Raw genomic sequence first — 23,503 nt, 5'->3', positions numbered from 1 at the left:
TGTCAGTTAAAAGTTAGGAGTTAAGAGTAATGAGTTAAATACTATGAGGTCATCGCATTAAGCGCAACGCAACTCACAACTTTTAACTCATCACTCTTAACTCAAAAAGTGTAGCTCGCCCCGCCAATCACGTTGATGCCCTTCACAGGATAGCTGTAGAAGCGCTGGTATTGGCGGTTGGCGAGGTTATTACCCATTGCAAAGATGGATATTTTTGGCGTAATGCGGTAATCGGCGCGCAGATTCAGGTCGACAATCGGGTCGGTGGCGCGGTAAAAATCGGGCACTCGCGCGGCGCCCGCGGTACTGGCCGCCCGGTAGCTAATTCCGTAGCTGGCCGAGTAGAAATAGCCCTCCAGGCCGAGGATGAGCTTGTCGAAAACGTTGTAGGTTCCAAAGAGCGAACCTTGGAAATCAGGCCGGTGAAAGGGCTCGGGCAGGTTTTTGAGGGCGTAATTGTTGTAGTCCATGCGAGTGCCGAGGCGAAATTTCTCGTTCGCGTTATACAGCAGCTCGCCGTGGATGTTGAGCACGCCAGTGGCGTTCTGGTCGTACACCAAGTCGAATTTGGTGGGGTCGATGGCATTGTTGAGGTAGAAATAGAGGTTGCGGTCGCGGGCGTAGGTGGCACGGGCGTTCAGCTCCAGGCCCCGGGCGGGCGTCGAAGTGAAACCGGCGTAGATGGTCGGCCCACGATGGGTGTCGGCAACGTTCAGACCGCGGTTCAACCAGGGGTTTTCGGTGGTCAGGTCGTAGCGGGTTACGCGTTGCAGGGAGCCACCCAGCCCGGCATAGACCATAAACCGCTCAGGCTCGATGGTGTAGCCCAGGCGCACGGCTGGGTAAATCACGGCTTTGCTGACGTTGGTGGCCGTATCGGAAGAATACCCCAACGTGGCGCCTACCGAGAAAGCAATGTTCTTATTAAGAAACTCATAAGCCGGAGTGGCCTGCACGAAGGAGCGCGTCCGCGTAACCTGCGGCGCATTATCGGGAACAAGGACTCTGCTGGGCGCAACGTCCTTATCGGAGATAACCGACACGTCGGCCGCCACCGTCACGCGGCTGGTTTCGCCCAGGGCATAACCAACCTTGGCGTTCAGTTGCACGTCGCTTTCGGAGGCTGAGAAACTGTCGCTCCAATACCGATAGCCAATGCCGGCATCGTAGGTCAGCACCTGCTCGGGGGCGCGGTTGTGGGCGTAGGCCTTCACCGCGAAGCGGTTGAATACTTGCTTGATGTCCTTGGCTTCGGGAGTGGGCACCGGCGTGCCGTTGGCGGCCTTCTCGTAGCCGTAGAAATTGTACCGCTCACGGCCAAAATCCAGGGTGGCGCCGAAGGCGGCGGTGCCCCGATACAGCTCGCCCATGAGATGGGCGCTGCTCTGGGCTACGCTGGAGTTCTTGCCATCAACGGGCCCGTTCAGCGAGTTAATATGCTTGATGTCCAGGCCGTAGGCATGGTCGGTATTGCGGGTGCTGTGGAAATAGCCTCGGCCGTAGAACGTGCCGTAGTTGCCGATGCCGGCCTTTACGAAGTTGCCGGTGAGCGGCGAGGCTTCCTCCGACCGGATGGTGAGCACCTTTACCGAAGGGTTGAGGCGGTCAGTGGGCAAGCGGAAATCGGGGAAGCTGTAGGTGACCTTGCGCTCGGCTTTGGGCACGGCCGGCAGCTTGATTTTGTCGAAGTTGCGCGTGGCCTCGGGCAGCTGGTTCACCCGCTCCTTCACGATTTCAATCTCGGCTTCTTCAATCTTGCCCGTGGTTTTAGGTCTGGTGGGCTGGGCACTGGCCGTGGGCGCTACCGCTCCCACCAGCACCGTGGCCAAGGCCAGGCTGGCCACTAGGCCGGCCCCGCGGCGTACCATCGGCTTAGAATTTACTATTGACAAACGCTTCATCAGCAAACTATTATTCAATGAAAGGATACGCCGGGCTTAGCGCTGAGTGGCCGTATCGGCCGGGGCGGTGGTACCGCGCAGGTTGGAGCGGGGTGCCGCTTTGCCCTTGGCCGGGGGCGCCGCGGGGGCGGGCTTGCCAGTGGCGGGGGCCACGGGCGTCTTGGCCGGTGCTTTCGCGGGGGTTTTGGCCGGGGCCTTGGCGGGGGCTTTGGTTGGCGTAGCGGGTTCGGCGGTGTCGTCGGGTTGGTCGGCACCCAGCGTCTTCAGGCGCTGCTTGGCGGCTTCCAATACCTCGGCCACCGGGAAATTATTATCGATAAGCGAGTTCAGCGTGCCACGCGCCTGGAAGTTGTCGCCTTCCGAGGCGTAAATCTCGGCCACCAGCAGGAAGGCCCGCCCCAGCCACAAGGAATAGCTGCTGAAGTCGGAATTCACTTTTAGCGCCGCTGCTTTGGCTTCCTCGTTTTTCTTTTGCTTGAACAGGGTTTCGGCCAGGTAATACTGGGCTTCGGCGCCGTTCACGTCGTTGGGCGCGGCGGTAGCGGCGGTGGCCAACTCGGTAGCGGCCTGGTCGAGGTTTTCGGTGCGGTAGCTGGCTTTGCCCAGGTAGAGCAGGGCCGCGTTGGTGGCGTTGACCGTGGCCCCGGCCAGGGTGCGCAGCTCCTCCGCTACGCGGCGGGTGCCGGGGTAATCGCCGCTTTCGTAGAGACTGCGCATCTGGCCCAGGGTGGCGTTAGCCACCTCGCGGCGGTTGGTGCTGGCGCCGCGCAGGCGCTCGTAGTATTTGGCGGCCTCCGCGTAGTTTTTGTTTTCGAATTCCAGGTCGGCGAGGCGGCCCACGGCGCGGTTCACAAACTCGGTTTTGCCTTCCGTCACCACGTCGCGCAGCCGGGCGAGGCCCTGCTGCTTGTCGCCGGTTTTGAGGTAGGAATCAGCCAGGAAGAAACGCGCATCGGGCCCCAGGGCCGACTGCGGGTACTGCTTCAGGTACGACTCCAGGCGCAGGATGGCGGGCTTGAATTTCTCGGCCAGATACAGCGATTTGGCCGCCTCGAACTCGACGCTCTCGGTGGCCTTGCTGTCCGGATTTTGAATCTTGAACGAGGCCAACGCCGCGTCGAATTCCTCCGTGCGGCCCAGCGCCGTCAGGCTTTCCTGTAAGCTGTATATTGCCTGCGAGGCCGCCTCACTGCGCGGGTACTCAGTGAGCACGCGCTGGAAGTCGGCCACGGCCTTGTCGTGCTGCTCCAGGTTGGCGTAGGCCACGCCGCGCTTTTGCAGCGCCTGCGGCAGCAGCGGGCTATTGGGGCGGTTATCAATCAAACGCGTGAAGCCCGTGGCGGCCGGCTGATACTCCCCGGCTTCGAACGAAAGCTGCGCTTGCTGAAACACGGCATCCTCGGCGTAGCGCGAATTGGGGCTGGTTTTGAGCAGCGAGGCCAGCGTGTTGTTCGCTTCGTCGCGGCGGCCCATCAGGCCCAGCGTGCGGCCCTTTTGGTAGTAGGCGTAGTCCTTGTCCGCCGCGTTGGCCTTGATTACTTTATCGTACAACTCCAGCGCCTGGGGGTAGCTTTTGGCTACGTAGTAGGTGTCGGCCAAGCGCAGGGTGGCGTCGTAGTAGTTCGGGTCCGAGGGCTTGGCGTCGGTGTCGCTCAGAAACGCCTGGAACTGCGGCCGGGCGCGGTCGTATTGCTTGGTGTTGTAGTAGGCGTAGCCCAGGCCGTAGCGGGCTTTCTGCTCAAAATCCGCCTCTTCGGGGCTCACGCCGCCCTGCCGGGCCGAGCGGGCCGCCGCCACGTAGGCCGCAATAGCATCGGGGTACTGCTGGCCCACGCTGTAAATCTCGCCGCGTAACACCTGCGCCGCGGCCCGTAGCCCGTCGTCCTCCGGAAATTGCAAGGACTTCTCCAGCAGCGGCAGGGCGGCCGAATAGTTGCCGTTGTTGTAGAGCGTGGCGGCCTGCGAATACGCCACGCGCTGGTAGGTCGCGTTCAGTTTAGCGCTCCGGTCGTCGATGCCTTCGAGGTAGGTCAGGGCCTGCGAATAGTCGGTCGACGACAGGAAGCTGGTGCTCAGCAGCTCGTCCACCGTGGGCTGGTTCTTCGAGCGGGGAAACTTCTTCCGAAAGTCCCGCAGCACATTAATAACCTCGGGCAAGTTGCCCAGCTCGTACTGCACCTGGCCCAGCTTTAGGGTGGCGTTTTCAGCAATTCCCTTGTCGAACGTGGCCTGGCGGGCAGCCTCAAAGGCCGTCACGGCCTGGGGCTTCTGATTGGTTTGCACGTAGCTTAGACCCAGGTGGTAGGCCGCGTTCTGCCCCAGCGAGTCGCGGCGCACGGCCACGTTTTTCAGGTTGGCAATGGCGCCCTTGTAGTCGCCCATCTTGTAATTGGCAAAGCCAATCTTGTATTGCAGGGCGGGCTCGATTTTACTTTTGTGAATAGCCGCGTACTTGTCGAAGTTCTCGGCGGCTTCCTTGTACTGCTGCTTTTGGTAGTAGGCGTCGCCGAGCAGCAGCTGGATTTCGTCGGCACTCTGGGGCGGTGGGGTGTTTTGCAGAGCCTTGGTGGCGTAAGCAATCAGCCCGTCGTAGTTGCCCTCTTTGTAGTAAATCTGGGCCATCACGGCGGGCACCACGGGCTTATAGGCGTCGTTTTGCTCGGCCACGGCCAGATCGGCCCGGGCGCCGGGGTAGTCGCCGGCGCGGTAGCCGAGGTAGCCGGCGTAGTACGAGCTGGCGTACTTGTACTGGCTTTGCGCCTGCTTGTTGCGGTCGAACAGCAGACGGGCCTTTTCGTAGTCCTTCTGCTCGAAGTAGCTGTAAGCCAGCTTAAAATCCGACTCGGCGCGCTGGTCGTTGCTCAGGTTGTCGGGGGCCACCTTCTGGAAGTAGTGAATGGCCGCCTCGTAGTTTTTCTGGTCGAAATAGAACTTGCCCAGCTCGAAATAGGCCACGGCGGAGCGCGGGTGGGCCGGGTGCTGCTCGGCAAAAGCCAGGATCAGCCCTTCGGCATCGGGATGCAGCAGGTAAAGGCCGCTGATGGCGTAGTAATACTCGGCGTCGGCGGTGCGGTCGCCGGCGGTGGGGCCGGCCTGACTGGTGTGCACGGGCTCAATGGCGAGGTACTGCCGAAAGGCTTCCTGGGCCGCGCCGTACTGGCCACGGTCAAACAGTTCCAGCCCTTCTTGAAAATGCCGCTCATCGGCGGCAAAAACCTGGGTTTGCTGCGCCTGGGCTGCCATTGGCGCCGCAGCGCTCAAAGCGGCGGCCAGCGCCAACCGGGGAAATAGCTTCATGTAAATACCTTGCGTGGAGGGGCCGCACGGGGCCCGGGTCGTGGCCAAAAGTAGCGATAAATGGCCGGAGGTTGCCCAGCTAACGCCCAAAGGCGGGTTTCATTGCCAGGCACAGTATAAAGGAATACCGCTTTAGTTCAGTCCAAAGAGACCCGGCATTTCGCCGCGGGCGGCATCGCAGGCTACGGTTGGGATTGGCGCGGAAAGAGGAAGTAGGCATGTATCGGCCAGGACTTGCCCCGCCCGGCTGCAATTGCCCCGCCTTGCGCCTGAGAACCCCTGGGAAGAAGGCAGGACCGTTTTGGTCGTAGCCAGGAGTCTCCGGGAAAAAGCCAGAGACTCCTGGGTTTTTCCCGGAGCAGTCTGCGTCCAACCCGGAAGCCGCTGGCTTTTTCGCGGAGACTCCCGGGAAAAACCCAGAGCCGTCTGCGCCCGACCCAGAATGTTCTGGGGTTTTCCCAGGAAGTCCTGGGTCGGGCGCAGACTACTCCGGGAAAACCCCAGAACATCCTGGCATTGCTGCCATACCGGCCCGTCAGGTAGCAGCCCCACCGGGCCCCGCGCCCGCTACGGCAGCCTCTGCCCGGCCGCTTATCCCCTAAAAATCACAGTAGTCCTCGCTGCCCGTCATTTCCGCCCAGCGCGCCGATAGAAACTTGGCATAGGCCAGCGGCATCAGCCCGTAGGCGCCTAGCGAATGGCCGTCGTTCACTTCCACCACCAGCGTGGCGCCGGCGGCGGTGCGGCCCACGTCGAGGGCAAAGGCGGCGGGGGCTTCCGGCGCGTAGGCCGCCAGCGCCTGCTCCACCACGGCCGGGTCGAAGTGGGCGCGCCAGTCGCCTTTGTAGGGCCGGGCGTCGAGAATGCGGCCGTAGCGCACGAAGCAGCGCCACTCCGCCACAAATTGCACCGGCTCGGCGCACCACACGGGCGTGTCCTCATACTGGTCGCCGCAGCCCACCAGGTCGCGCGAACTGCGCACCAGCACCCCCGTAAATTTCTTGGCCGCGTGAATAGGCTTCACGAATACCGGCCACTGGCTGGCATCGGCAGCCACCGCGTTGATGGTGCTTTCCCACAGCCGACGCCCCAGAAACGGGTGCAGCGCGGCGGGATAGCTCAGCGGGCACCGCCAGGCCCAGCGCCCGCAGGCTGGCCCGCACGGCGGCAATATGGCCCACCACCACTTCATCAGGCGCGTGGTCGCGGATGGGCTCCGCATCGGTGTAGGGCACTATTTCCCAGCCCATCTGCTGGAAGCCGTCCAGGGCCAGGTAGTTATTGACACTCTGGGGCAAACCGCGGTCGAAGTGAATGTGGGCGCGCATGGGCTTGTTTCTGATAAATGTATGAGAAGGTATTTGAGTTCGTTGAACACCCTGTTGAAACGGTCATACAATCAGCTTCTTAGCGGTTGGTCTTAGCGTAATGCCAGCTAAAGCTAACTGGCACCTCCCTACTCCAGCAGGCACGTTGTGCAGAATCAGCCACATCAGCTCCCGCAGGGTTTTGGCGGACACTAGACTCCCAGGCGACCAGCAGCTGCCCGGAAGCTGGCGAGATACTCACAGTTCAGCGTTTGCAGTTCCGCTATTATTTCAGCCTTGCCGAAATCAGCCTTGTTACGAGAAACAAAGAGCTTAGCAGAGTGCAGCGGCAGCCCGCGCAAACCTGCCAATACCGATGCATACACCAGGGCATCCTGCGGAGAAAGGCCGTGCCGCAAGGCCACCACTTGCCCTTCCTCAATTACGTTCGATGTCAGGGCGTGACCATCCGTCTTTGCCGCAAATTCACCGGCTATGGCGTACAGGCGCCGGGTTTGCACTTGGGTTCGCTCGGCCAGTAAGGTGGTGAGCTGCTGCGTCAGGCCATCCATTGCTACGGCGTCGCTGCTGTCTTCCCGCCGGTGCTGGATTATTTCCTGCAACACGTATTGCAGATATTCTTCCCGCTTGTTGCGCAGCGGGCGCAGCATCTGAAATACTTCGCCTAATGCGTACTGAGGCAAATGCAACGAGTAGGTATCTGGTCGCACATTGCGCCAGATGCGCTCGCAAAAAATATAATCGGCTTGGCGAAAGGCCAGTTCCAGCAAGAAATTAGACTCGATAAAAACCTCCATTACGCCAAGACTCGCTCCCGATGAATGTAGCCCCGGTAAATCTGCTGATGAATGCCTGATTCAACCAACCATTTCTGCGTTGGCATTTTCAGTAAGGTAGCTGAATCCTTGAAAATCACCGAGCCTAACCAAGAATAAACGACGGAAGCAAAACTATACCCATCCAATTGAGTCAGTGGCACTTTTTGCAAATCAATATAATTGGCAAGCAAAAGCGGGGTTGCACCGGTATAAATAGGCTCCTCCGATGAGGAGTTCCACAACCAGTATTGACCCGTATTTACTAGCATCAAAAACACGTCTTTTTCTAACGCCTGACAATACGCCCGGAGCCGTACCAAGCCGTCATTATAATCGGTTTTTGCACTTCGCTTGACCTCAACGAGTAGCACCGTTTCCCCTTCCTGAGAAGTCACCGCAATATCCGGGCAGAATTGAGAGTTATCCATGAAGATTAAAAATAGTCAGAATCCAGGCTAATTGACCAATCTAGTAAGCACACATTCTACCCAAAAGTTTTACTCCAGCACCCCCGCCGGCACCGGGTGCAGAATCAACCACACCAGCTCCCGCAGAATCTCGGCGTCGTCCATCGAGCCGCTTTCGATGCCTTTGCTCTGCGCGTCGGCCCGCCTGATAAGGTGAATGATGTCCACCACCCGCTCCACCGGGTAGGCGCGCAGGGCCTGCTGGTATTCTTTTTGGGCGAAGCTGTTCAGGATGCCCAGGCTCTTATACACGCCATCCGGAGGGTTGGCACCGGCCTGGTGCAGCACCAGCAGCTTGGTGAAAAAGCCGAACAGCAGCGTCAGGTTCGGAATGAGCGGGTTGGCCTTAGGGTTGGCCGCGAAGTAGCTCAGAATACGGTTGGCCTTGAGCACGTCGCGCTGCACGAGGGCCTTTTGCAGCTCAAAAATGTTGTAGTCCTTGCTGATGCCCACCAGCCGCTGCACCAGCTCCTCATCAATCGGCTGGCCCGGCTTGAGGTTCAGCACCAGCTTATCAACCTCGTTGGCCAGCCGGCCCAAATCGGCCCCGATGTACTCGGCCAGCATAGCCGTGGCCTGCCCCGTGATTTGCTGGCCGCGCGCCCGCACGTTGGCCGTGAGCCACTGCGGCACCTGATTATCGTACAGCTTCTTGCTGGTCACGAGCAGGGCCGGCGAGTCTTTGCCGCTGAGCAGCTTGCCGAGCTTCTTGCGGCTGTCCAGGGTCTTGTGCTTGTAGCAAAACACCAGCACAGTGCTACCCAGTGGGTTTTTCAAGTAGGCTTCCAGGAAAGGCCAGCTCCGCTCCTGCTCCAGGTCGGCCACGGTCTGGGCTTCTTTCACGATGACAACGGACCGCTCGGCCATCATCGGAAACCGCTTGGCCTGGCCCAGAATCCCGGCCACGTCCACGTCCTTCCCATAAAGCACGACTTGGTTGAAGCTGCGCTCATGCTCAGCCAGGGCGGTTTTCTCAATCAAATCCGCCACCACGTCGATGTAGTACGGCTCCTCGCCCTGCAAAAAATACACAGGCTGAAACTGCCGCTGCTGGAGCTGCTTTAAAACGATGTCAGGGTCAGTAGTCAATGGCGAGCGAGGAATTTGATGGAAGCCGAATACGGAACTCCAAATTTACGGCTTGCCGCCGCCCGAGAAGGCCTTGTATGGCCAGCAGGCTCAGCCAGGGTGTGGGACCGTAATCAGCAACTGGCCTTTTCCACGCTAACAGGCCGTCCTGCTGAGCTTGTCGAAGCATCTCTACCGCGCAACGTAATCAGTTACTATGGCGGTAGAGATACTTCGACAAGCTCAGCAGGACGGTTTATTTCGTTACCGTCCACACACCCTAGTTACTAACCTCACTAACCTCATGGGGCCGATACACAACCCGGTCTGGCAGGTTCTGGGCAGCCCAACGGTCGATGACTTGCAGCACTGGGATGAGGGAAACGCCCCTCTCCGTGAGGCAGTAGCCTACTTCTGGGGGAAAGGTCTGATGTTCGCGGCGGCCCACCAACCCGTCGGCTTCCAGCTGGCGCAGTTGCTCCAGCAGCACCTTCTTCGACACCCGCGGAATGGCCCGCCACAACGCCACAAACCGCATTTCGCCCGGTTCGAGGTGCTGTAGAATAACCGGCTTCCACTTGCCGGCAATCATGCCAACGGTTACGTTCACGGCGCAGCGTTCAAAATCCTTGTAATTCATGCGACACCAAAAAGTATCCAGGTTACCAAAAGGTTGCGATTGCAGGGGGCTTTGCGGCGGCCGATACTTTTGAGGCCGGTAGCGGGCCGCCCCACTACCAGCATTTTCAGGCCTTGGCTTATTCAAAACACCCTTTATGAAGAACGTAAAATTAACCCTCATCGGCGGGCCCACCGTCCTACTCGAAGTCGGCGGGCTGCGCCTGCTAACCGACCCAACCTTCGACCCGGCTGGCCAGGACTACCACCTCGGGCCGGTCACGCTGCACAAGCTCAGCGGCCCGGCCCAAGCTGCCGAAGCCCTAGGCCGGCTCGACGCGGTATTACTCAGCCACGAGCAGCACAGCGACAACCTGGACCAAACCGGCCGGGAGCTACTGCCCACGGTACCGCACGTCTTCACCACCCCGCAAAGCGCCGCCAACCTTGGCCCGAACGCGCACGGACTGGCCCCCTGGACCACCACTTACCTAACGGCTCCCGACGGGCGGCGGCTCAGCATCACAGCCACCCCGGCGCGGCACGGACCGCACGGCGCCGAAGCGTTCAGCGGCGACGTCACGGGCTTCGTGCTGCAATGGGCGGATGACAGCGAGGGCGCCCTCTACATCTCCGGCGATACCGTCTGGTACGAAGGCGTGGCGGAAATCGCCCAGCGATTCGACGTCCGCGTGGCCCTGGTGAACCTGGGCGCCGCCCGCATTGAAGTTGTCGGCCCCATTGATTTGACAATGAACGCGGCCGGGGCGCTGGAAACGGCGCGGGCCTTTCCCAACGCCGTGCTCGTGCCGGCGCACTACGAAGGCTGGGCGCATTTTCAGGAGCCCGGCACGGAAGTAGCCCGCGTATTTGCCGCCGCCGGGCTCACCAACCGCCTGCTCTGGCTTGCACCGGGCGTGGCCACGGAAGTCGGGTAGCGCGCCATCCCCTTGCGTCGTGTTGAAGCCCCAAAACTGAAGCCCCACGACGCCCGGAGGACTAGCGGCACGATTCCGGTTTTCCCATTGACGTTCCTTCTGGTGACTGAAAGCCTACCGGCTACCTTTGCAAGGCCGGTAGGCTACCCTATACTCGCCAGTGGGCACCTCTCCCGGAGTCTATTCCTCATTCTTAATTCCTCCTCCTTCATTGAACCTAATTGAAGAACTGACTTGGCGTGGCATGTACCACGACGCCATGCCCGGCACCGCCGAACACCTGGCCACCAACGCCCCCGTCACTGGCTACATCGGCTTCGACCCCACGGCTTCGTCCCTACACATCGGCAACCTGGCCACCATCATGCTGCTGGTGCACTTGCAGCGGGCCGGCCACCGCCCCGTGGCCCTTGTGGGCGGTGCCACCGGCATGATTGGCGACCCCAGCGGCAAATCTGCCGAGCGCAACCTGCTCGACGAAATCACCCTGCGCCGCAACCAGGACGGCATCCGCGCGCAGCTAGAGAAGTTTCTGGACTTCTCCGAGGGCCCAACCGGCGCGCTGGTCGTCAACAACTACGACTGGTTCAAGAATTTCGGCTTCCTGGAGTTCCTGCGGGAGGTGGGCAAGCACCTCACCGTAAATTACATGATGGCCAAAGAGTCGGTGAAGCGCCGCATCAGCGGCGGCGAGGAAGGCGACAGCAGCGGCATCAGCTACACCGAGTTCAGCTACCAGCTGCTGCAAGGCTACGACTTCGTACACCTGCACAAAACCCTGGGCTGCACCCTGCAAATGGGTGCCAGCGACCAATGGGGCAACATCACGACCGGCACTGAGCTTATTCGCCGCCTCGCCAACGCCGACGAGCGCGAAGCCAAAGCCTACGCCCTCACCGGCCAGCTCATCACCAAAGCCGACGGCACCAAGTACGGCAAGTCCGAAACTGGAACCGTCTGGCTCGACCCCACGCTCACCTCGCCCTACCAGTTCTACCAGTTTTTCCTCAACGCCGCCGATGCCGACGCCCCGCGCCTCATCCGCGTCTTCACGCTGCTGAGCCAAGAAGAAATCGAAGCCCTGGAAGCCGAGCACAACGCCGCCCCGCACCTGCGCGTGTTGCAAAAGGCCCTGGCCCGCGACGTCACTACCCGCGTGCACTCGGCCGAAGCCACCGAAGCCGCAATAGCAGCCTCCGAAGTCCTGTTTGGCAAAGGCGACCTCGCCACCCTCCAAGCGCTGGATGAAGCCACCCTGCTCGACATCTTCGCTGGCGTACCCCACATTCACGTGCTCCGCACCGATTTTGAAGAGATTAACGCCGTGACCCTACTCAGCGAGGCCACCATGCAGAAAATCTTCCCCTCCAAGGGCGAAGCCCGGAAGATGATTCAAGCCGGTGGCGTGAGCATCAACCGCGAAAAACTAATTGCTCCTGAAGCCCACGCAGCCGAAATGCCATTGCTGGCCGGCCGGTACCTAGTGGTGCAAAAAGGCAAGAAAAACTATTTCCTGATAGAGCTGGAATAATACCAGCTCCTCTGATGATACAAAAAAGACCCCGCTGCTGGCAGCGGGGTCTTTTCATTAGGGAATCTTCTACAAATCCGTGGAATTCTAGAAAACCGACGGATTCTATAGCCCAGACTTAGACTACTTCTTAGCGGGAGCTTTCTTAGCCGGTGCCGCTTTAGCTGCAGCGGGGGCAGCTTTCTTAGCGGGAGCGGCTTTCTTAGCACCAGCAGCCGGAGCGGCAGCAGCACCGGCGTTCTTGGTGTTCTGCACCTCAGTGCGGAATGCCTGCGCCATCGTCTTCAGTTCCTGCATGCCTTTGCGCACGCGGGTCCCAGCAGCAGCGTTCTGCTTGTCGTAGAATTTCGAAAAATCATCTTCGAGCGACATCACGAGGTCTTTCAGTTTGCTGAAATTGTTCATTGGGGGGATTGATTTGGGGTGAAAAATGAGTTTGTGATGGTGTTAAGCCGGCCCTAATATACAGGGATTTCAAATGCAAGCAAGTTTTTCGCTTTTTTTCTAAAACCCCCTCACCTGCTTTCAAAGGCGGATTTTCGGCAAAAAAAGCTTGATTCCAGCGAGTAGCGCTAAACCACTTAGCTTAGATTCGTACAAAAACAAATACGCCGGCTCCCCTCGCGGGCGGCCGGCGTAAAGTGCCGCAGCAGGCTTTGCTAAGCGGTTTGAGCAGTTGAGGGGGTTTTGCTGTAAAGCCCTTTAGCGAGCTTAGCACCCATGACTTCGAAAGCCGCAATCGTTTCCTGTACGTCCTCGAGCGTGTGCGTCGCCGTAGGAATGAGGCGGAGCATAATGACACCTTTGGGCACAACGGGATACACCACGATAGAGCAGAAAATGCCGTGATTCTCGCGTAAATCAAAGGTTAGGGCCGTCGCTTCCGACAATTCACCGTTCAGGAACACGGGCGTTACCGGCGTTTCGGTGGTACCGATGTTGAAGCCTTTCTCGCGCAGACCGCCTTGCAGGGCCCGGACGATAGTCCAGAGCTTTTCGCGGTATTCGGGGTGCTTGCGAATCAGTTCCAGGCGCTTCAGAGCCCCTATCACGAGCGGCATGGGCAGCGATTTGGCGAAAATCTGGCTGCGCATGTTGTAGCGCAAATATTCAATCACGCTTTCCTGCCCAGCGACGAACGCGCCGATGCTGGCCATGCTCTTAGCGAAAGTGTAAAAAATTAGGTCTACGCCGTCCTGGCAGCCCAAATGTTCGGCCGTACCGGCCCCAGTGGGCCCCAGCGTGCCAAAACCATGAGCATCGTCGACGAAGATGCGGAAGTCGAATTTCTTCTTCAGCTCCACGATTTCGCGCAGCTTGCCAAGGTTGCCCGACATGCCGAACATGCCTTCGGTAATAACGAGAATGCCGCCGCCAGTTTCGTCGGTCAGGCGCTTGGCGCGCTCCAGCTGTTTTTCGAGGTTGGCGATGTCGTTGTGCGGAAACACGAACCGCTTGCCTTGGTGCAGGCGCACACCGTCGATGATGCAGGCGTGCGACTCCGCGTCGTATACAATCACATCGTGGCGGTTCACCAGCGAGTCGATGATGCTCACCACGCCCTGGTAGCCGAAGTTGAGGAGCAGTGCGCCGGGCTTCTGCACAAAATCAGCCAGCTCGTTTTCCAGCTGCTCGTGCAGAGTCGAGTTGCCGCTCATGATGCGGGCACCCATGGGGTAGGCCATGCCGTATTCCGTGGCACCGTCGATGTCGGCTTGCCGCACTTCGGGGTGGTTGGCCAGACCCAGGTAGTTGTTCAGGCTCCAGGTGAGCACTTCTTTACCACGGAACTGCATGCGGGGCTGGATTTGGCCCTCCAGCTTAGGAAAGGCAAAATAGCCGTGAGCGTAATGCGATTGCGAACCCAAAGGGCCGCGGTTGGCCGAAACCCGGTCGAAAATATCCACTGAAAACGGGAATTAGGTGATGGTGAAAGCAGAGCGGCCCCTGTGGGATTTGGTGAAACACCTTATAAATGGGCCTAATCACAAAGGTAGCCTTGCGCCGCGGATGTACATAATTTGGGCTTAACAACCCGATAACACCCGCCAGGTTTACGGCCGACCTGTAGTTTCGAACTTTCTTTGTGGGCTGTTTTTAATTCTTGCCCTGTAAAAGCACGTCATGTTTCGGCTGCGCTCAGCATGACGTTGCCTAAAAATATCCGCCCACCACGCTCACCCATGAAGAAAATCACCAAGCTGCTCGTTGCCAATCGCGGCGAAATTGCCCTCCGCGTCCTCCGCTCCGCCAAGGAAATGGGAATTGCCACCGTGGCCATCTACTCCGAGGCCGACCGCAATGCCTTGCACGTGCGCTATGCCGACGAGGCCGTGTGCGTGGGCCCACCCGCCTCGGCCCAGAGCTACCTGTGCGGTGATAAGATTCTCGAAGTCTGCCGGCAGCTGGGTGTCGATGCCATTCATCCGGGCTACGGCTTTCTTTCGGAGAATGCCGGTTTTGCCCGGGCCGTGCGCGAGGCAGGGCTGATTTTCGTTGGTCCCTCGCCCGAAGCCATGGAAATCATGGGCGACAAGCTCTCGGCGAAGCAGGCGGTGAAGGCGTACAACATTCCGCTGGTACCTGGCACCGACGAGGCCATTTCCGACGTGGCCGCCGCCAAGCAGATTGCACGGGAAGTGGGTTTTCCTATTCTTATTAAGGCCTCGGCCGGTGGCGGCGGCAAGGGCATGCGCATCGTAAACGGCGCCGATGAGTTTGAGGAGCAGATGCAGCTGGCCATCAACGAGGCGGTATCAGCCTTCGGCGATGGCGCGGTGTTTATTGAGAAGTTTGTGACGGGGCCGCGCCACATCGAAATCCAGGTGCTGGGCGACGAGCACGGGCACATTGTGCACTTATTCGAGCGCGAGTGCAGCATTCAGCGCCGCCACCAGAAGGTGATTGAGGAGGCGCCTTCGTCGGTGCTCACGCCCGAGCTGCGCGCCCAAATGGGCCAGTGTGCCGTGGATGTGGCCCGCGCCTGCGACTACACCGGGGCCGGCACCGTAGAGTTCCTGCTCGATGATAAGCACAACTTCTATTTCCTGGAGATGAATACCCGCCTCCAGGTGGAGCACCCCGTCACGGAGCAAATCACGGGGCTCGACTTGGTGAAGGAGCAGATAAAAGTAGCTCAGGGCGAGCCCCTCGCCTTCTCGCAGGCTGACCTGGGCATTATCGGGCACGCTCTGGAGCTGCGCGTGTACGCCGAAGACCCGCAAAACAACTTCCTGCCCGACATTGGGACGCTCAGCACTTATGTGCGGCCCCAGGGCCCCGGTGTGCGTGTGGACGACGGCTTCGAGCAGGGCATGGATATTCCGATTTACTACGACCCGATGATTGCCAAGCTGGTCACCTTCGGGGCCACCCGGGCAGAGGCTATTGCCCGCATGCTGCGCGCCATTGAGGAGTATAAAATCACGGGCATCGAAACCACGCTGGGCTTTGGGCGCTACGTGCTGACGCATCCCGCCTTCGTCAGCGGCAACTTCGACACGAACTTCATCCGCGACCATTTTACGCCTACTACTTTAGCCCCAGCTGCACCGGATGCGGCCACGGCGCAGGTAGCGGCCGCGCTGGGGGCCATGCTGCTCAGCGAGAAAAAGCCCAAAGCAGCGGCGACAGCTGAGGCGAGGGCGGGCGCGGAGGTTTCCGGCTGGCGGCGGAATCGGTCGGGGGTGCGGTAGGCCAGCAGCTTGCTCTAGCGCAAGTTTATCGCAGCGTACCTGGTGCTAGGCTTGCGGACGAGACTGGGCCTCGCGTCGAACAATTGTTCTTTATCTGGCAATCTGGCTTTGCCGCGTGTGCGGCAAGGGAAGCGTGGCCTAGGTACGAGTTACGCTGCGATAAACTCACGCCAGTGCTATCTATATAGGGCGGTTCTCGGGGGTTAAACGTCGTCTTCTTTGATTCTTGGATCGAAGGCAAAATCTTCCCAGCCGGCGATGCGAATGTGGGCGAAGTCGGGGTGGCGGCTGTTGAGCACGTAGTTGTGCTCGTGGGCGATGATGGAGGAGGGCACCCGCAGCACAGCGGCAGACTGGCGCTGGTACCAGTCGGTGCCCAGGGGCTGGCAGCGGGCGTAGTTACGGGGCAGCTGCCATTCGGGGGGCAGCTCCTCGAGGAGGAGCTCTTCGATGGCCAGCGTGTCGGGAATGTCGATGCGGATGACTTTGAAGAGGTTGTTGAGGCCTTCGCCGCTGCGGTGCACTACGTTTTCGAGGCAGGCCAGGGCACGGCTGCCGGCGGCGTAGATGACCAACTGGCCACGCAGGTTCCAGCGGCCGGGGTTACCGGATGCGACTAGTTCGCCAGCGTACTTCGCCAGGCAGATTCGGTAGACTTCCACGGGTAAAGGGTAGGGTTTAGAGCTCAGGCGAGGTCGCCGTGGGCAATGCGGTCAACTTCGTCGGCTACGAGGTCGATGCCGCCGCTGGTTTGGAGCAGACTGAGCGGGGGTTGGTTGTCGAGGCCGTAGGCGGGCTTGTCGAGCCAGCGCCGGAAGGCAGATGCGGAGCCGAAAACTTCTTCGCCTTGGCGGGCCAGGGCCAGTAGCTTCAGGACTTGCTCACTCGGAGCTGGACCCAGGCGTTTCTTGGCTTGGCGGTAGGTGCGCAGCGTTTTGGTGGTGGTGTGGAGGAGGTTGGCCAGTTCATCAGCACTCAATTGTAGTAGGGCAGCCACGTCAAAAGCGGTTTTGGCGAGCACGCCGGTGCGGGCTTCCATTACCAGGGCGAAGGAATCGGCTACCGTGGTTTGCAACCCGAGCAGGGCAGGTGAGTAAACGGCGGAGGGATGAACAAGAATAGCGGCCATAGGTGCGTGTGAAATCTTTTCCAAAGATAAGAACATTTTTCCGTGTTAACTGGAAAAATTTCCCTTTTGTTTCCGAACGCAAATGTACGAGGAAGCGGGATTAGTAGTTTATGCCCCGTGATATAATGATGTGTAGAAGGCTGTACTTTCCCGACTTTATTGGCGGTAAGGTATTAGTAGGCAGCATTTTTTGTTTACCAAAAAGCTCGACCAGAAACCTGATTTCTTCGCAATTGAGGGGGCAATACAGGCGACTTATCGGTTCGGAATGCGGCTTACTAAACTTGAGCAGGGCAACGATTAGTTCGTTTGAAGCCGACCAAGGGGTGAGTACGGCAGATATCCTACTGGCGCTTAAAGATATCCTACTGGAGTCCGCAGATATCCTACTTCCTATGGAAGATATCCTACTTACCTGGTCCGACACGGCACTGGCTCCAGCAGATATCCTACTGACGCTGGCAGATATCCTACTGGCGGGGGTGGAATGGGAGGCGGCTGGGTGATTTGGTGGGATGAGCGCGGGGGCTTGGGTATTAGCGACCCAACGGCTACCTTCACCAGCAGGCCAGCCGTAGTGGCGGGTCAGGTTTTCATTCCCACCCTTTTACCTGATGCCCCGTTTATGACAGACAAGGAAATAAACTACGAAACCATGGCCCTGGCTGTGCGGAAGCTGCTACAGCAGTGGCGCCCGCAATGGGAGCCGCTGTACGGGAAAATGGTGGCCGACTTCGCGGCGCTGGATGCGGCCCTGACCGGCCTCGACGCGAAGGTGCAGGCGCGGGGCAGCCAAGGCAGCGAGGGCTATACCCAGGCCAAGGACCGGGCCGAAATCAAAGCCCTCGACTCGGCCATGCCCGTGCTGCAAGGCGTGAAGGCGCTGTTTTCGGATGGCAATCACCCGGCGCTGGCTAAGCTGGCGGCCTTTTCCCGCAGCAGCATCGACGACCTGCGCGGCCTCGTGCAGGTGGCGGTGCTGGAAGAGCTGCACACCCAGGCCCGGGCGCGGGCTACCGAGTTGGCCGACGAGCGGGTGACCACGGCCCAACTCGATGCGCTGCGCGATGACACCGCGGCCTATAAGCCGCTGATAGATGCGCCGCACTAGCAAATCAATGCGGGCACGCTGTTGCGCGACGACTCGGTGCGCTACCTCGGCGACGTCCGCCGCGCTATCGGTAAGCTCGATGTGCGGGTGCCCAACCTGGAAAGCGACCTACCGGAGCTGGTGGCCGCCTACCGCAAGGCCCGCCAAATAGTGGACGCGGGGCGCGGGGGCAAGCGGGACGAGACGCCAGAAGCATGAGTATGAATGCCGATGCTAGAATACAGAACCGCCCCGGCCGCACTTGCGGCCGGGGCGGTTTTTTGTAGCTGCTAAGCTAATTAGTAGATTTAGCACTCCACCTAGCGTAACATTCTGTAGTCATTCATCCAGTTACACTTGTACTATTTAAGCTTAATTCTATGCTTGGCCTTGGGAGTTTGGTCGGGAAGGTACCTGGGTTATTCACCCACGCTCTGACGAAACTGCTGCCACTGCTGCCGCAAGGAGGCTTTTTCCTTCTCCGGCAGGAAGCTCGCTTCCAGGGTATTTACATTAAGCTGCCATAATTCAGGCCACTCAAATCCCTGCCGGGCCAAGGTACAGTATTCGTTGGTCAAATCTGTGGAAAATATGGGTGGGTCGTCGGAGTTGAGCGTGACGAACACCTGCGCATCAAGCAGCTGTCGAATTGGGTGCGGCTGGCTCGTGGGCACCACTCTCAGGCAGTAATTGCTAGTTGGCGAAACGTCGAGCGGCGTTTGCGTGCGGCGCAGCTCGTCCAGCAGCATGGGGTCATCTAAGGCGCGAATGCCGTGGCCGATACGCTCGGCGTGCAGGCTGCGCAGAGCGCCCCACACGCTGGCCGGGCCGGCAGTTTCACCCGCGTGGGCGACGGTGCGCAGGCCGGCGGCGCGGGCGCGGGCAAAAAGGTCGGCGAAAGGCTCGGGCGGGTAGCCCTGCTCGGGACCACCGATGCTGAGGCCCAGAAACAGCCCGTCACGCGCTTGTCCGGCCAGGGCAAATTGCAGGGCGGCCTCGGCGGTGTCGTCGGCCCCGCGGCTGCGGTCCAAATCGACCAGAAAGCGCACCCGGCTACCCGTGACCGCCTCGCCGGCCTGGGCACCCTGTGCCAAGGCATCGAGCAGCTGCGCGGGCGTTAGGTCCCGATCCCGGCCCAGGTGCAGTTGCGGGCTGAAAAAAGCCTCGGAGTAGCGAATGTTCTGTGCGGCCTGGTGCTGGAGAAAACGTTCCACGAGCCAAGCATAGTCAGCGGCCGTGCGGAAGCTGCTCGTTGCCAGGCCCCACACCTGGGCGAAATGCGCAAAGTTCTGAAACTTATAAAACGTCTCTCATTCGGCCAGCGTACGGGCTGGCAGCACCAAGCCGTTGCGGTGGGCCATTTCCCACACGGTGGCCGCATCGGCGGCCCCCTCCAGATGCACATGGATTTCGACTTTGGGCATGGTACGCAACCGCGCGGCTAAGCCGGGTTCGAGGGGGTGAGACGCGAAAATACCGTTCATCACTCAACGAAGTGCTACAGCAACTCCCCTACCTCGCGCACGCCGACGGGCCGCGCCACGGTGAAGCCTTCGCCAAACTCGACGCCAATAATGTGGCCGAACTCCCGCGCCCGCGCCTCCATGAAGCGGGCAAACTCCTGACTCGACAGGTAGGTTTGGGGCTCTTTGCTTTCGGGGTCGAAAAACTGGCTTTTGAAGGCCTGAATGGCTTCCCACTTCTTGGCCCAATGCGGGGTGATGTCGACCACGAAGGCGGGCTGCAGCTGGCGGTCCTGGATATAATGGTGCACGTTGCGGGGGCGCCAGGCGGCCTGCGGCTGGCCGTCGTCACCGATGGTTTCAATCATGCGCAGGCCGGCCAGAAAGCAGGCATCGGTGGCGAGTTGCGCGGCGCGGCCGTGGTCGGGGTGCCGGTCGTTGATGGCGTTGGCCAGTACCACATCGGGCCGGTAGCGGCGAATGGCGGCGATGAGCGGCAATTGGTGCTCCCGGTCGTTGCGGAAAAATCCATCGGGCAACCCCAGGTTCTCGCGGATGTCGATGCCCAGAATTTTACTGGACGCCGCTGCTTCGGCCGCACGAATGGCGGGCGTGCCGCGGGTGCCCAGCTCCCCCCGGGTAAAATCGACGATGCCCACTCGCTTACCGGCGGCCATAGCGGCCAGCAGCGTACCAGTGCAGGACATTTCTACATCATCGGGGTGGGCGCCCAGCGCCAAGACATCAAGCTTTATCACGGATTCAACGAATTTGACGGATTACAGGAAATCAGTAAAGGTGTATAGTCGGGGCTGAGCGAATCCGGAAAAGCTGTCAAATTCGCTCCGGTCCGGGCTTCTACTTCACGCGCAGCTTGCGGCCGGGCTGTAGGGTTTTCACGCCGGGGTTGAGCTTTTTCAGGGTGCTGAGACGCACGCCGTACCGTTCGGCTACTTCGGACAGCGTATCGCCTGAACGGACCTTGTGGATAACCAGCTGTCGGGCCCGCGAAGGCCGGCCACCGCTGCTGCGGCCCCTGCTCCTACTCAACGCCCGGCTGTAGTAATTAAACAATGCCGCAGTGATGGTAAAGCTGTCTTTGCGCAGCTTGTAGCCGGGAAAGTCGTACATCAGGGCCGGGTTGATGGGGTTACCTTGGTAGCGCACCTCAAAGTGCAGGTGCGAGCCCGTGCTTCGGCCGGTACTGCCGCCGTAGCCGATGAGCTGCCCCGCCTTCACAAAGGTGCCCACGGGCACCAGCGCCTTGCTCAAGTGGCCGTAAATAGTCTCCAACCCGTTGTAGTGGCGCACCAGAATGTAGTTGCCATAGCCACCGCCGTCCCAGGCGCTAATACGCACCACGCCATCGTAGACCGACTTTACCGAGTCGCCGGTTTCCAGGTCCAGGTCCATGCCGTAGTGCCAGCGGTAGCCCCGGAACGCGAAACCCGACGTGATGGGCGTGGTAGCCAAGGGCATTTTGGCGTACCGCTGCCGCGGCGGGTCCACGAGCTTCAGCTTGAGCGAGTCGCGGTAGCTACGACCATCCACGCGGTAGGGGTTCACGCTGTGGGTATCCCAGATGGAGTAGTAGCCCGCCACCTTCACCCAGGAGGAATCAATCAGGACTTCCTCCGACATTTCCACGATTTCCTGGCCGCCGTTGTTCAGCGTCGAGGTGTCTTCGCTTACGATGCTGAGCTTTTTGGCGGGGTTGAAATAGATGGATTTAGCGGCGTCGGAATTGTCGTCGGGTATTTCCTCGGTTTCGATAACCGTGGTGGTATCCGGCCGCACGTAGCGCATTTTGGGCGTTTGAATACGGAAGAAATCCGACTTGCCCGTACTGCCAGCATTGGCTTTGTTGCGCGCCTTACGACGCTGCGCCTGGGCCGGATTAAGGCCAGCCAGGCACAGCAGAAGCGCCAGCAACAGCAGCGCCGGGCGCCAAATAGTTGTTTTCAGGAAAATCAAAAGCAAGCAGAAAAAGGCGATGACACAGGCTTCGCAGCCCCTGCCCCCGTGTCGTTTGGTCGAAACAAAGTGTGTTAGAAAAGCCGGATTACAAAGCTCGGCTTTTCTAACACGCCAATGCAACAAATTTAGTGCACACCCAAGGCGGCTAAATAGCGCTCAGCGTCGAGGGCGGCCATGCAGCCGGTGCCGGCTGCCGTCACGGCCTGGCGATAGGTGTAATCCTGCACGTCGCCGCAGGCAAACACGCCGTCCACGTTGGTTTTGCTGGTGCCAGGCACGGTTTTCAGATATCCCTGCTCATCGTGGTGCAGGTAGGGCTGGAAAATCTTGGAGTTGGGCTCGTGACCGATGGCGACGAAGAAGCCCGTCAAGGCAATTTCGCGAGTTTCGTGGGTCAGCAGGTTTTTCACCCGAACGCCCTCCACCGCGTGTTCGCCCAGAATCTCATCGGTCACGGTGTTGAACAGCACCTCAATCTTGGGGTTGTCGAGCACGCGCTTCTGCATGATTTTCGAGGCCTTCATCTCGCTCTTGCGCACTATCATCGTCACTTTGCTACACAGGTTGGCGAGGTAGGTAGCTTCCTCGGCCGCGGTATCGCCGGCGCCCACAATGGCCACTTCCTGCCCGCGGTAAAAGAACCCATCACACACCGCGCAGGCTGACACGCCCGAGCCATTCAAGCGGGCTTCCGACGGAATGCCCAGCCACTTGGCTGAAGCTCCCGTGGCAATAATAACCGCATCCGCCGTCAGTTCAATGGTTTCATCGATGGTGACTTTACGCGGATGCACCGAAAAATCAACCGCCGTGGCAATGCCATAACGGATATCCGTCCCGAAGCGGGTGGCCTGTTTTTTCAGGTCCTCCATCATCTCAGGGCCCATAATCCCGTTCGGGTAGCCGGGGAAATTCTCCACGTCATTGGTAATGGTAAGCTGCCCACCCGGTTGCAAGCCCATGTACATAACGGGCGCCATGTTGGCGCGGGCAGCATAAATGGCGGCCGTATAACCGGCTGGGCCGGAGCCGATAATCAGGCATTTAATGTGTTCAGACATGTTTAATGCTGTGGCGCGCAGCCTTCGCTGCGCGTATTGTGATAGGTGGTAATAGTGGCTAACGGCACAACTGGCCCGCGCAGCAAAGGCTGCGCGCCACAGTCCGGTAGACGCCGATGAGCGCAAACCCATACAAAAAACCCCAACCAAACGGTTGGGGCTTTTCAACAACAAAACTAAGCAGAAGTTAGCCGAGATAAGGCTTCAATGCTTTCGAGCGCGACGTGTGCCGCAGGCGACGAATCGCCTTTTCCTTAATCTGCCGAACCCGCTCGCGGGTCAGGTTGAACTTCTCGCCGATTTCCTCTAAGGTCAGGGCGGCTTCCCCGTTCAGCCCGAAGTACAGCGTAATTACATCGGCCTCACGCTTGGTGAGCGTGCTCAGGGCGCGCTGCACCTCTTTGCGAAGCGAGTCGTTCATCAGCGCCATATCCGGCGACTCCTCGTCTTCGTTTTCGAGCACGTCGAGCAAGCGGTTTTCTTCGCCCTGCACAAACGGCGCATCCACAGACACGTGGCGGCCACTGATTTTCAAGGTATCGACAACTTCGGAAGTTGTCAGCTCCAATACCTCGGCAATTTCTTCAGGTGAAGGCTCACGCTCAAATTTCTGCTCCAGTTCGGAGAAGGATTTGCTGATTTTGTTCAACGAGCCTACCCGATTCAGGGGCAGCCGCACGATGCGGCTCTGCTCGGCTAGGGCCTGTAGGATGGACTGACGGATCCACCACACGGCGTAGGAAATGAATTTAAAGCCACGGGTCTCATCAAAGCGCTTAGCAGCTTTGATAAGACCGAGATTGCCCTCGTTGATAAGGTCACCAAGGCTCAGGCCCTGGTTCTGATATTGCTTAGCTACTGATACCACGAAGCGGAGGTTAGCTTTCGTGAGTTTCTCCAAAGCTTGCTGGTCCCCGTCGCGAATGCGCTGCGCGAGCGTCACCTCCTCGTCGGGCGTGAGCAAATCAACCTTGCCAATCTCCTGGAGATATTTGTCCAGCGACTGGCTCTCGCGGTTGGTAATCTGCTTACTGATTTTTAACTGTCTCATGGGACTAGGTAAGAACGATATCTGATGGGGTTATACGTAAGAAAAAGCCGCCCGGCTAGTCCCGTAATCAG

Annotated in this window: 19 protein-coding genes and 2 pseudogenes; 5 read left to right on the top strand and 16 right to left on the bottom strand. The window is 59.5% G+C overall.

The window, feature by feature from the left end:
• Positions 1-101: 101 nt before the first annotated feature.
• The 7 genes from WX88_RS01490 to WX88_RS01460 all read right to left on the bottom strand — a co-directional run bounded on the left by WX88_RS01490 (position 102) and on the right by WX88_RS01460 (position 9,519).
• Positions 102-1,901 carry a TonB-dependent receptor gene (locus WX88_RS01490; protein WP_197076633.1) on the bottom strand — a complete coding sequence of 600 codons (1,800 nt, stop codon included), beginning with the start codon at positions 1,899-1,901 and terminating at the stop codon, positions 102-104.
• A 36-nt stretch (positions 1,902-1,937) separates the two neighbouring features.
• Positions 1,938-5,198, bottom strand: a complete 3,261-nt coding sequence (locus WX88_RS01485; protein ID WP_072052917.1) for a tetratricopeptide repeat protein — start codon at positions 5,196-5,198, stop codon at positions 1,938-1,940.
• Positions 5,199-5,796: 598 nt separating this feature from the next.
• A complete protein-coding gene (locus WX88_RS01480) occupies positions 5,797-6,390 on the bottom strand; it encodes an ATP-grasp domain-containing protein (protein ID WP_231590627.1) in 594 nt (197 codons plus the stop codon).
• A 327-nt stretch (positions 6,391-6,717) separates the two neighbouring features.
• A complete protein-coding gene (locus WX88_RS01475) occupies positions 6,718-7,323 on the bottom strand; it encodes a hypothetical protein (protein WP_046242520.1) in 606 nt (201 codons plus the stop codon).
• Entirely contained in the window at positions 7,323-7,772 is a 450-nt protein-coding gene (locus tag WX88_RS01470) for a hypothetical protein (protein ID WP_046242519.1), read from the bottom strand. Before WX88_RS01470 ends, WX88_RS01475 begins: the two co-directional genes overlap by 1 nt.
• Positions 7,773-7,841: 69 nt before the next feature.
• Positions 7,842-8,900, bottom strand: a complete 1,059-nt coding sequence (holA, locus tag WX88_RS01465) for a DNA polymerase III subunit delta (RefSeq protein WP_046242518.1) — start codon at positions 8,898-8,900, stop codon at positions 7,842-7,844.
• 259 nt (positions 8,901-9,159) lie between these two features.
• Positions 9,160-9,519 carry a winged helix-turn-helix transcriptional regulator gene (locus WX88_RS01460; RefSeq protein ID WP_046242517.1) on the bottom strand — a complete coding sequence of 120 codons (360 nt, stop codon included), beginning with the start codon at positions 9,517-9,519 and terminating at the stop codon, positions 9,160-9,162.
• A gap of 136 nt (positions 9,520-9,655) precedes the next feature.
• Between WX88_RS01460 and WX88_RS01455 the strand changes: the two genes are divergently transcribed.
• Together WX88_RS01455 and tyrS are read left to right on the top strand one after the other, a co-directional pair.
• Entirely contained in the window at positions 9,656-10,435 is a 780-nt protein-coding gene (locus tag WX88_RS01455) for an MBL fold metallo-hydrolase (RefSeq protein WP_046242516.1), read from the top strand.
• A gap of 211 nt (positions 10,436-10,646) precedes the next feature.
• The gene (tyrS, locus tag WX88_RS01450) at positions 10,647-11,966 is read left to right on the top strand and encodes a tyrosine--tRNA ligase (RefSeq protein ID WP_046242515.1); all 1,320 of its coding nucleotides are present in this window, start codon (positions 10,647-10,649) and stop codon (positions 11,964-11,966) included.
• A 234-nt stretch (positions 11,967-12,200) separates the two neighbouring features.
• On the opposite strand, the pseudogene WX88_RS31910 reads toward tyrS, so the two are convergent.
• Both WX88_RS31910 and WX88_RS01440 read right to left on the bottom strand, forming a co-directional pair.
• Positions 12,201-12,371: pseudogene (locus WX88_RS31910) on the bottom strand (histone H1); the annotation flags it as partial.
• Between the two features lie 254 nt (positions 12,372-12,625).
• A complete protein-coding gene (locus WX88_RS01440; protein ID WP_046242514.1) occupies positions 12,626-13,873 on the bottom strand; it encodes an aminotransferase class I/II-fold pyridoxal phosphate-dependent enzyme in 1,248 nt (415 codons plus the stop codon).
• A gap of 276 nt (positions 13,874-14,149) precedes the next feature.
• On the opposite strand from WX88_RS01440, the gene accC reads away from it, so the two are divergent.
• Positions 14,150-15,661 carry an acetyl-CoA carboxylase biotin carboxylase subunit gene (gene accC, locus WX88_RS01435; protein ID WP_046242513.1) on the top strand — a complete coding sequence of 504 codons (1,512 nt, stop codon included), beginning with the start codon at positions 14,150-14,152 and terminating at the stop codon, positions 15,659-15,661.
• A gap of 203 nt (positions 15,662-15,864) precedes the next feature.
• Here the strand turns inward: accC and WX88_RS01430 are convergent, their stop codons facing one another.
• Entirely contained in the window at positions 15,865-16,323 is a 459-nt protein-coding gene (locus WX88_RS01430; protein ID WP_046242512.1) for an RES family NAD+ phosphorylase, read from the bottom strand.
• Positions 16,324-16,346: 23 nt separating this feature from the next.
• Positions 16,347-16,790 carry a type II RES/Xre toxin-antitoxin system antitoxin gene (parS, locus tag WX88_RS01425; protein ID WP_082115778.1) on the bottom strand — a complete coding sequence of 148 codons (444 nt, stop codon included), beginning with the start codon at positions 16,788-16,790 and terminating at the stop codon, positions 16,347-16,349.
• A gap of 487 nt (positions 16,791-17,277) precedes the next feature.
• On the opposite strand from parS, the gene WX88_RS01415 reads away from it, so the two are divergent.
• Together WX88_RS01415 and WX88_RS29820 are read left to right on the top strand one after the other, a co-directional pair.
• Positions 17,278-17,901: a hypothetical protein gene (locus WX88_RS01415; RefSeq protein ID WP_046242510.1), complete on the top strand. Its 624-nt coding sequence runs from the start codon at positions 17,278-17,280 to the stop codon at positions 17,899-17,901.
• Positions 17,902-17,922: 21 nt separating this feature from the next.
• Positions 17,923-18,099: a hypothetical protein gene (locus WX88_RS29820; protein WP_156175890.1), complete on the top strand. Its 177-nt coding sequence runs from the start codon at positions 17,923-17,925 to the stop codon at positions 18,097-18,099.
• A 200-nt stretch (positions 18,100-18,299) separates the two neighbouring features.
• On the opposite strand, the pseudogene add reads toward WX88_RS29820, so the two are convergent.
• The 5 genes and pseudogenes from add to WX88_RS01390 all read right to left on the bottom strand — a co-directional run bounded on the left by add (position 18,300) and on the right by WX88_RS01390 (position 23,432).
• A pseudogene (gene add / locus WX88_RS01410) lies at positions 18,300-19,304 on the bottom strand (adenosine deaminase).
• A 74-nt stretch (positions 19,305-19,378) separates the two neighbouring features.
• On the bottom strand, positions 19,379-20,098 hold the full coding sequence (gene bshB1 / locus WX88_RS01405; RefSeq protein ID WP_046243040.1) for a bacillithiol biosynthesis deacetylase BshB1: 720 nt from the start codon (positions 20,096-20,098) through the stop codon (positions 19,379-19,381).
• Positions 20,099-20,201: 103 nt separating this feature from the next.
• On the bottom strand, positions 20,202-21,317 hold the full coding sequence (locus WX88_RS01400) for a peptidoglycan DD-metalloendopeptidase family protein (RefSeq protein ID WP_231590596.1): 1,116 nt from the start codon (positions 21,315-21,317) through the stop codon (positions 20,202-20,204).
• Between the two features lie 128 nt (positions 21,318-21,445).
• Positions 21,446-22,381 carry a thioredoxin-disulfide reductase gene (gene trxB, locus WX88_RS01395; RefSeq protein WP_046242509.1) on the bottom strand — a complete coding sequence of 312 codons (936 nt, stop codon included), beginning with the start codon at positions 22,379-22,381 and terminating at the stop codon, positions 21,446-21,448.
• 187 nt (positions 22,382-22,568) lie between these two features.
• Positions 22,569-23,432, bottom strand: coding sequence for a sigma-70 family RNA polymerase sigma factor (locus WX88_RS01390; protein WP_035566352.1), 864 nt, complete (start codon positions 23,430-23,432; stop codon positions 22,569-22,571).
• Positions 23,433-23,503 lie beyond the last annotated feature (71 nt).

This window comes from Hymenobacter terrenus, from assembly GCF_000972495.1.
Classification (GTDB): domain Bacteria; phylum Bacteroidota; class Bacteroidia; order Cytophagales; family Hymenobacteraceae; genus Hymenobacter; species Hymenobacter terrenus.
This window is presented reverse-complemented; position numbering and strand designations above follow the sequence as displayed.

Coding starts and splice junctions, on each gene's coding strand:
- WX88_RS01490 (WP_197076633.1), bottom strand. CDS start 1,901: ATGAAGCGTTTGTCAATAGTAAATTCTAAGCCGATGGTACGCCGCGGG.
- WX88_RS01485 (WP_072052917.1), bottom strand. CDS start 5,198: ATGAAGCTATTTCCCCGGTTGGCGCTGGCCGCCGCTTTGAGCGCTGCG.
- WX88_RS01480 (WP_231590627.1), bottom strand. CDS start 6,390: ATGAAGTGGTGGTGGGCCATATTGCCGCCGTGCGGGCCAGCCTGCGGG.
- WX88_RS01475 (WP_046242520.1), bottom strand. CDS start 7,323: ATGGAGGTTTTTATCGAGTCTAATTTCTTGCTGGAACTGGCCTTTCGC.
- WX88_RS01470 (WP_046242519.1), bottom strand. CDS start 7,772: ATGGATAACTCTCAATTCTGCCCGGATATTGCGGTGACTTCTCAGGAA.
- WX88_RS01460 (WP_046242517.1), bottom strand. CDS start 9,519: ATGAATTACAAGGATTTTGAACGCTGCGCCGTGAACGTAACCGTTGGC.
- WX88_RS01455 (WP_046242516.1), top strand. CDS start 9,656: ATGAAGAACGTAAAATTAACCCTCATCGGCGGGCCCACCGTCCTACTC.
- accC (WP_046242513.1), top strand. CDS start 14,150: ATGAAGAAAATCACCAAGCTGCTCGTTGCCAATCGCGGCGAAATTGCC.
- parS (WP_082115778.1), bottom strand. CDS start 16,790: ATGGCCGCTATTCTTGTTCATCCCTCCGCCGTTTACTCACCTGCCCTG.
- WX88_RS01415 (WP_046242510.1), top strand. CDS start 17,278: ATGGGAGGCGGCTGGGTGATTTGGTGGGATGAGCGCGGGGGCTTGGGT.
- trxB (WP_046242509.1), bottom strand. CDS start 22,381: ATGTCTGAACACATTAAATGCCTGATTATCGGCTCCGGCCCAGCCGGT.
- WX88_RS01390 (WP_035566352.1), bottom strand. CDS start 23,432: ATGAGACAGTTAAAAATCAGTAAGCAGATTACCAACCGCGAGAGCCAG.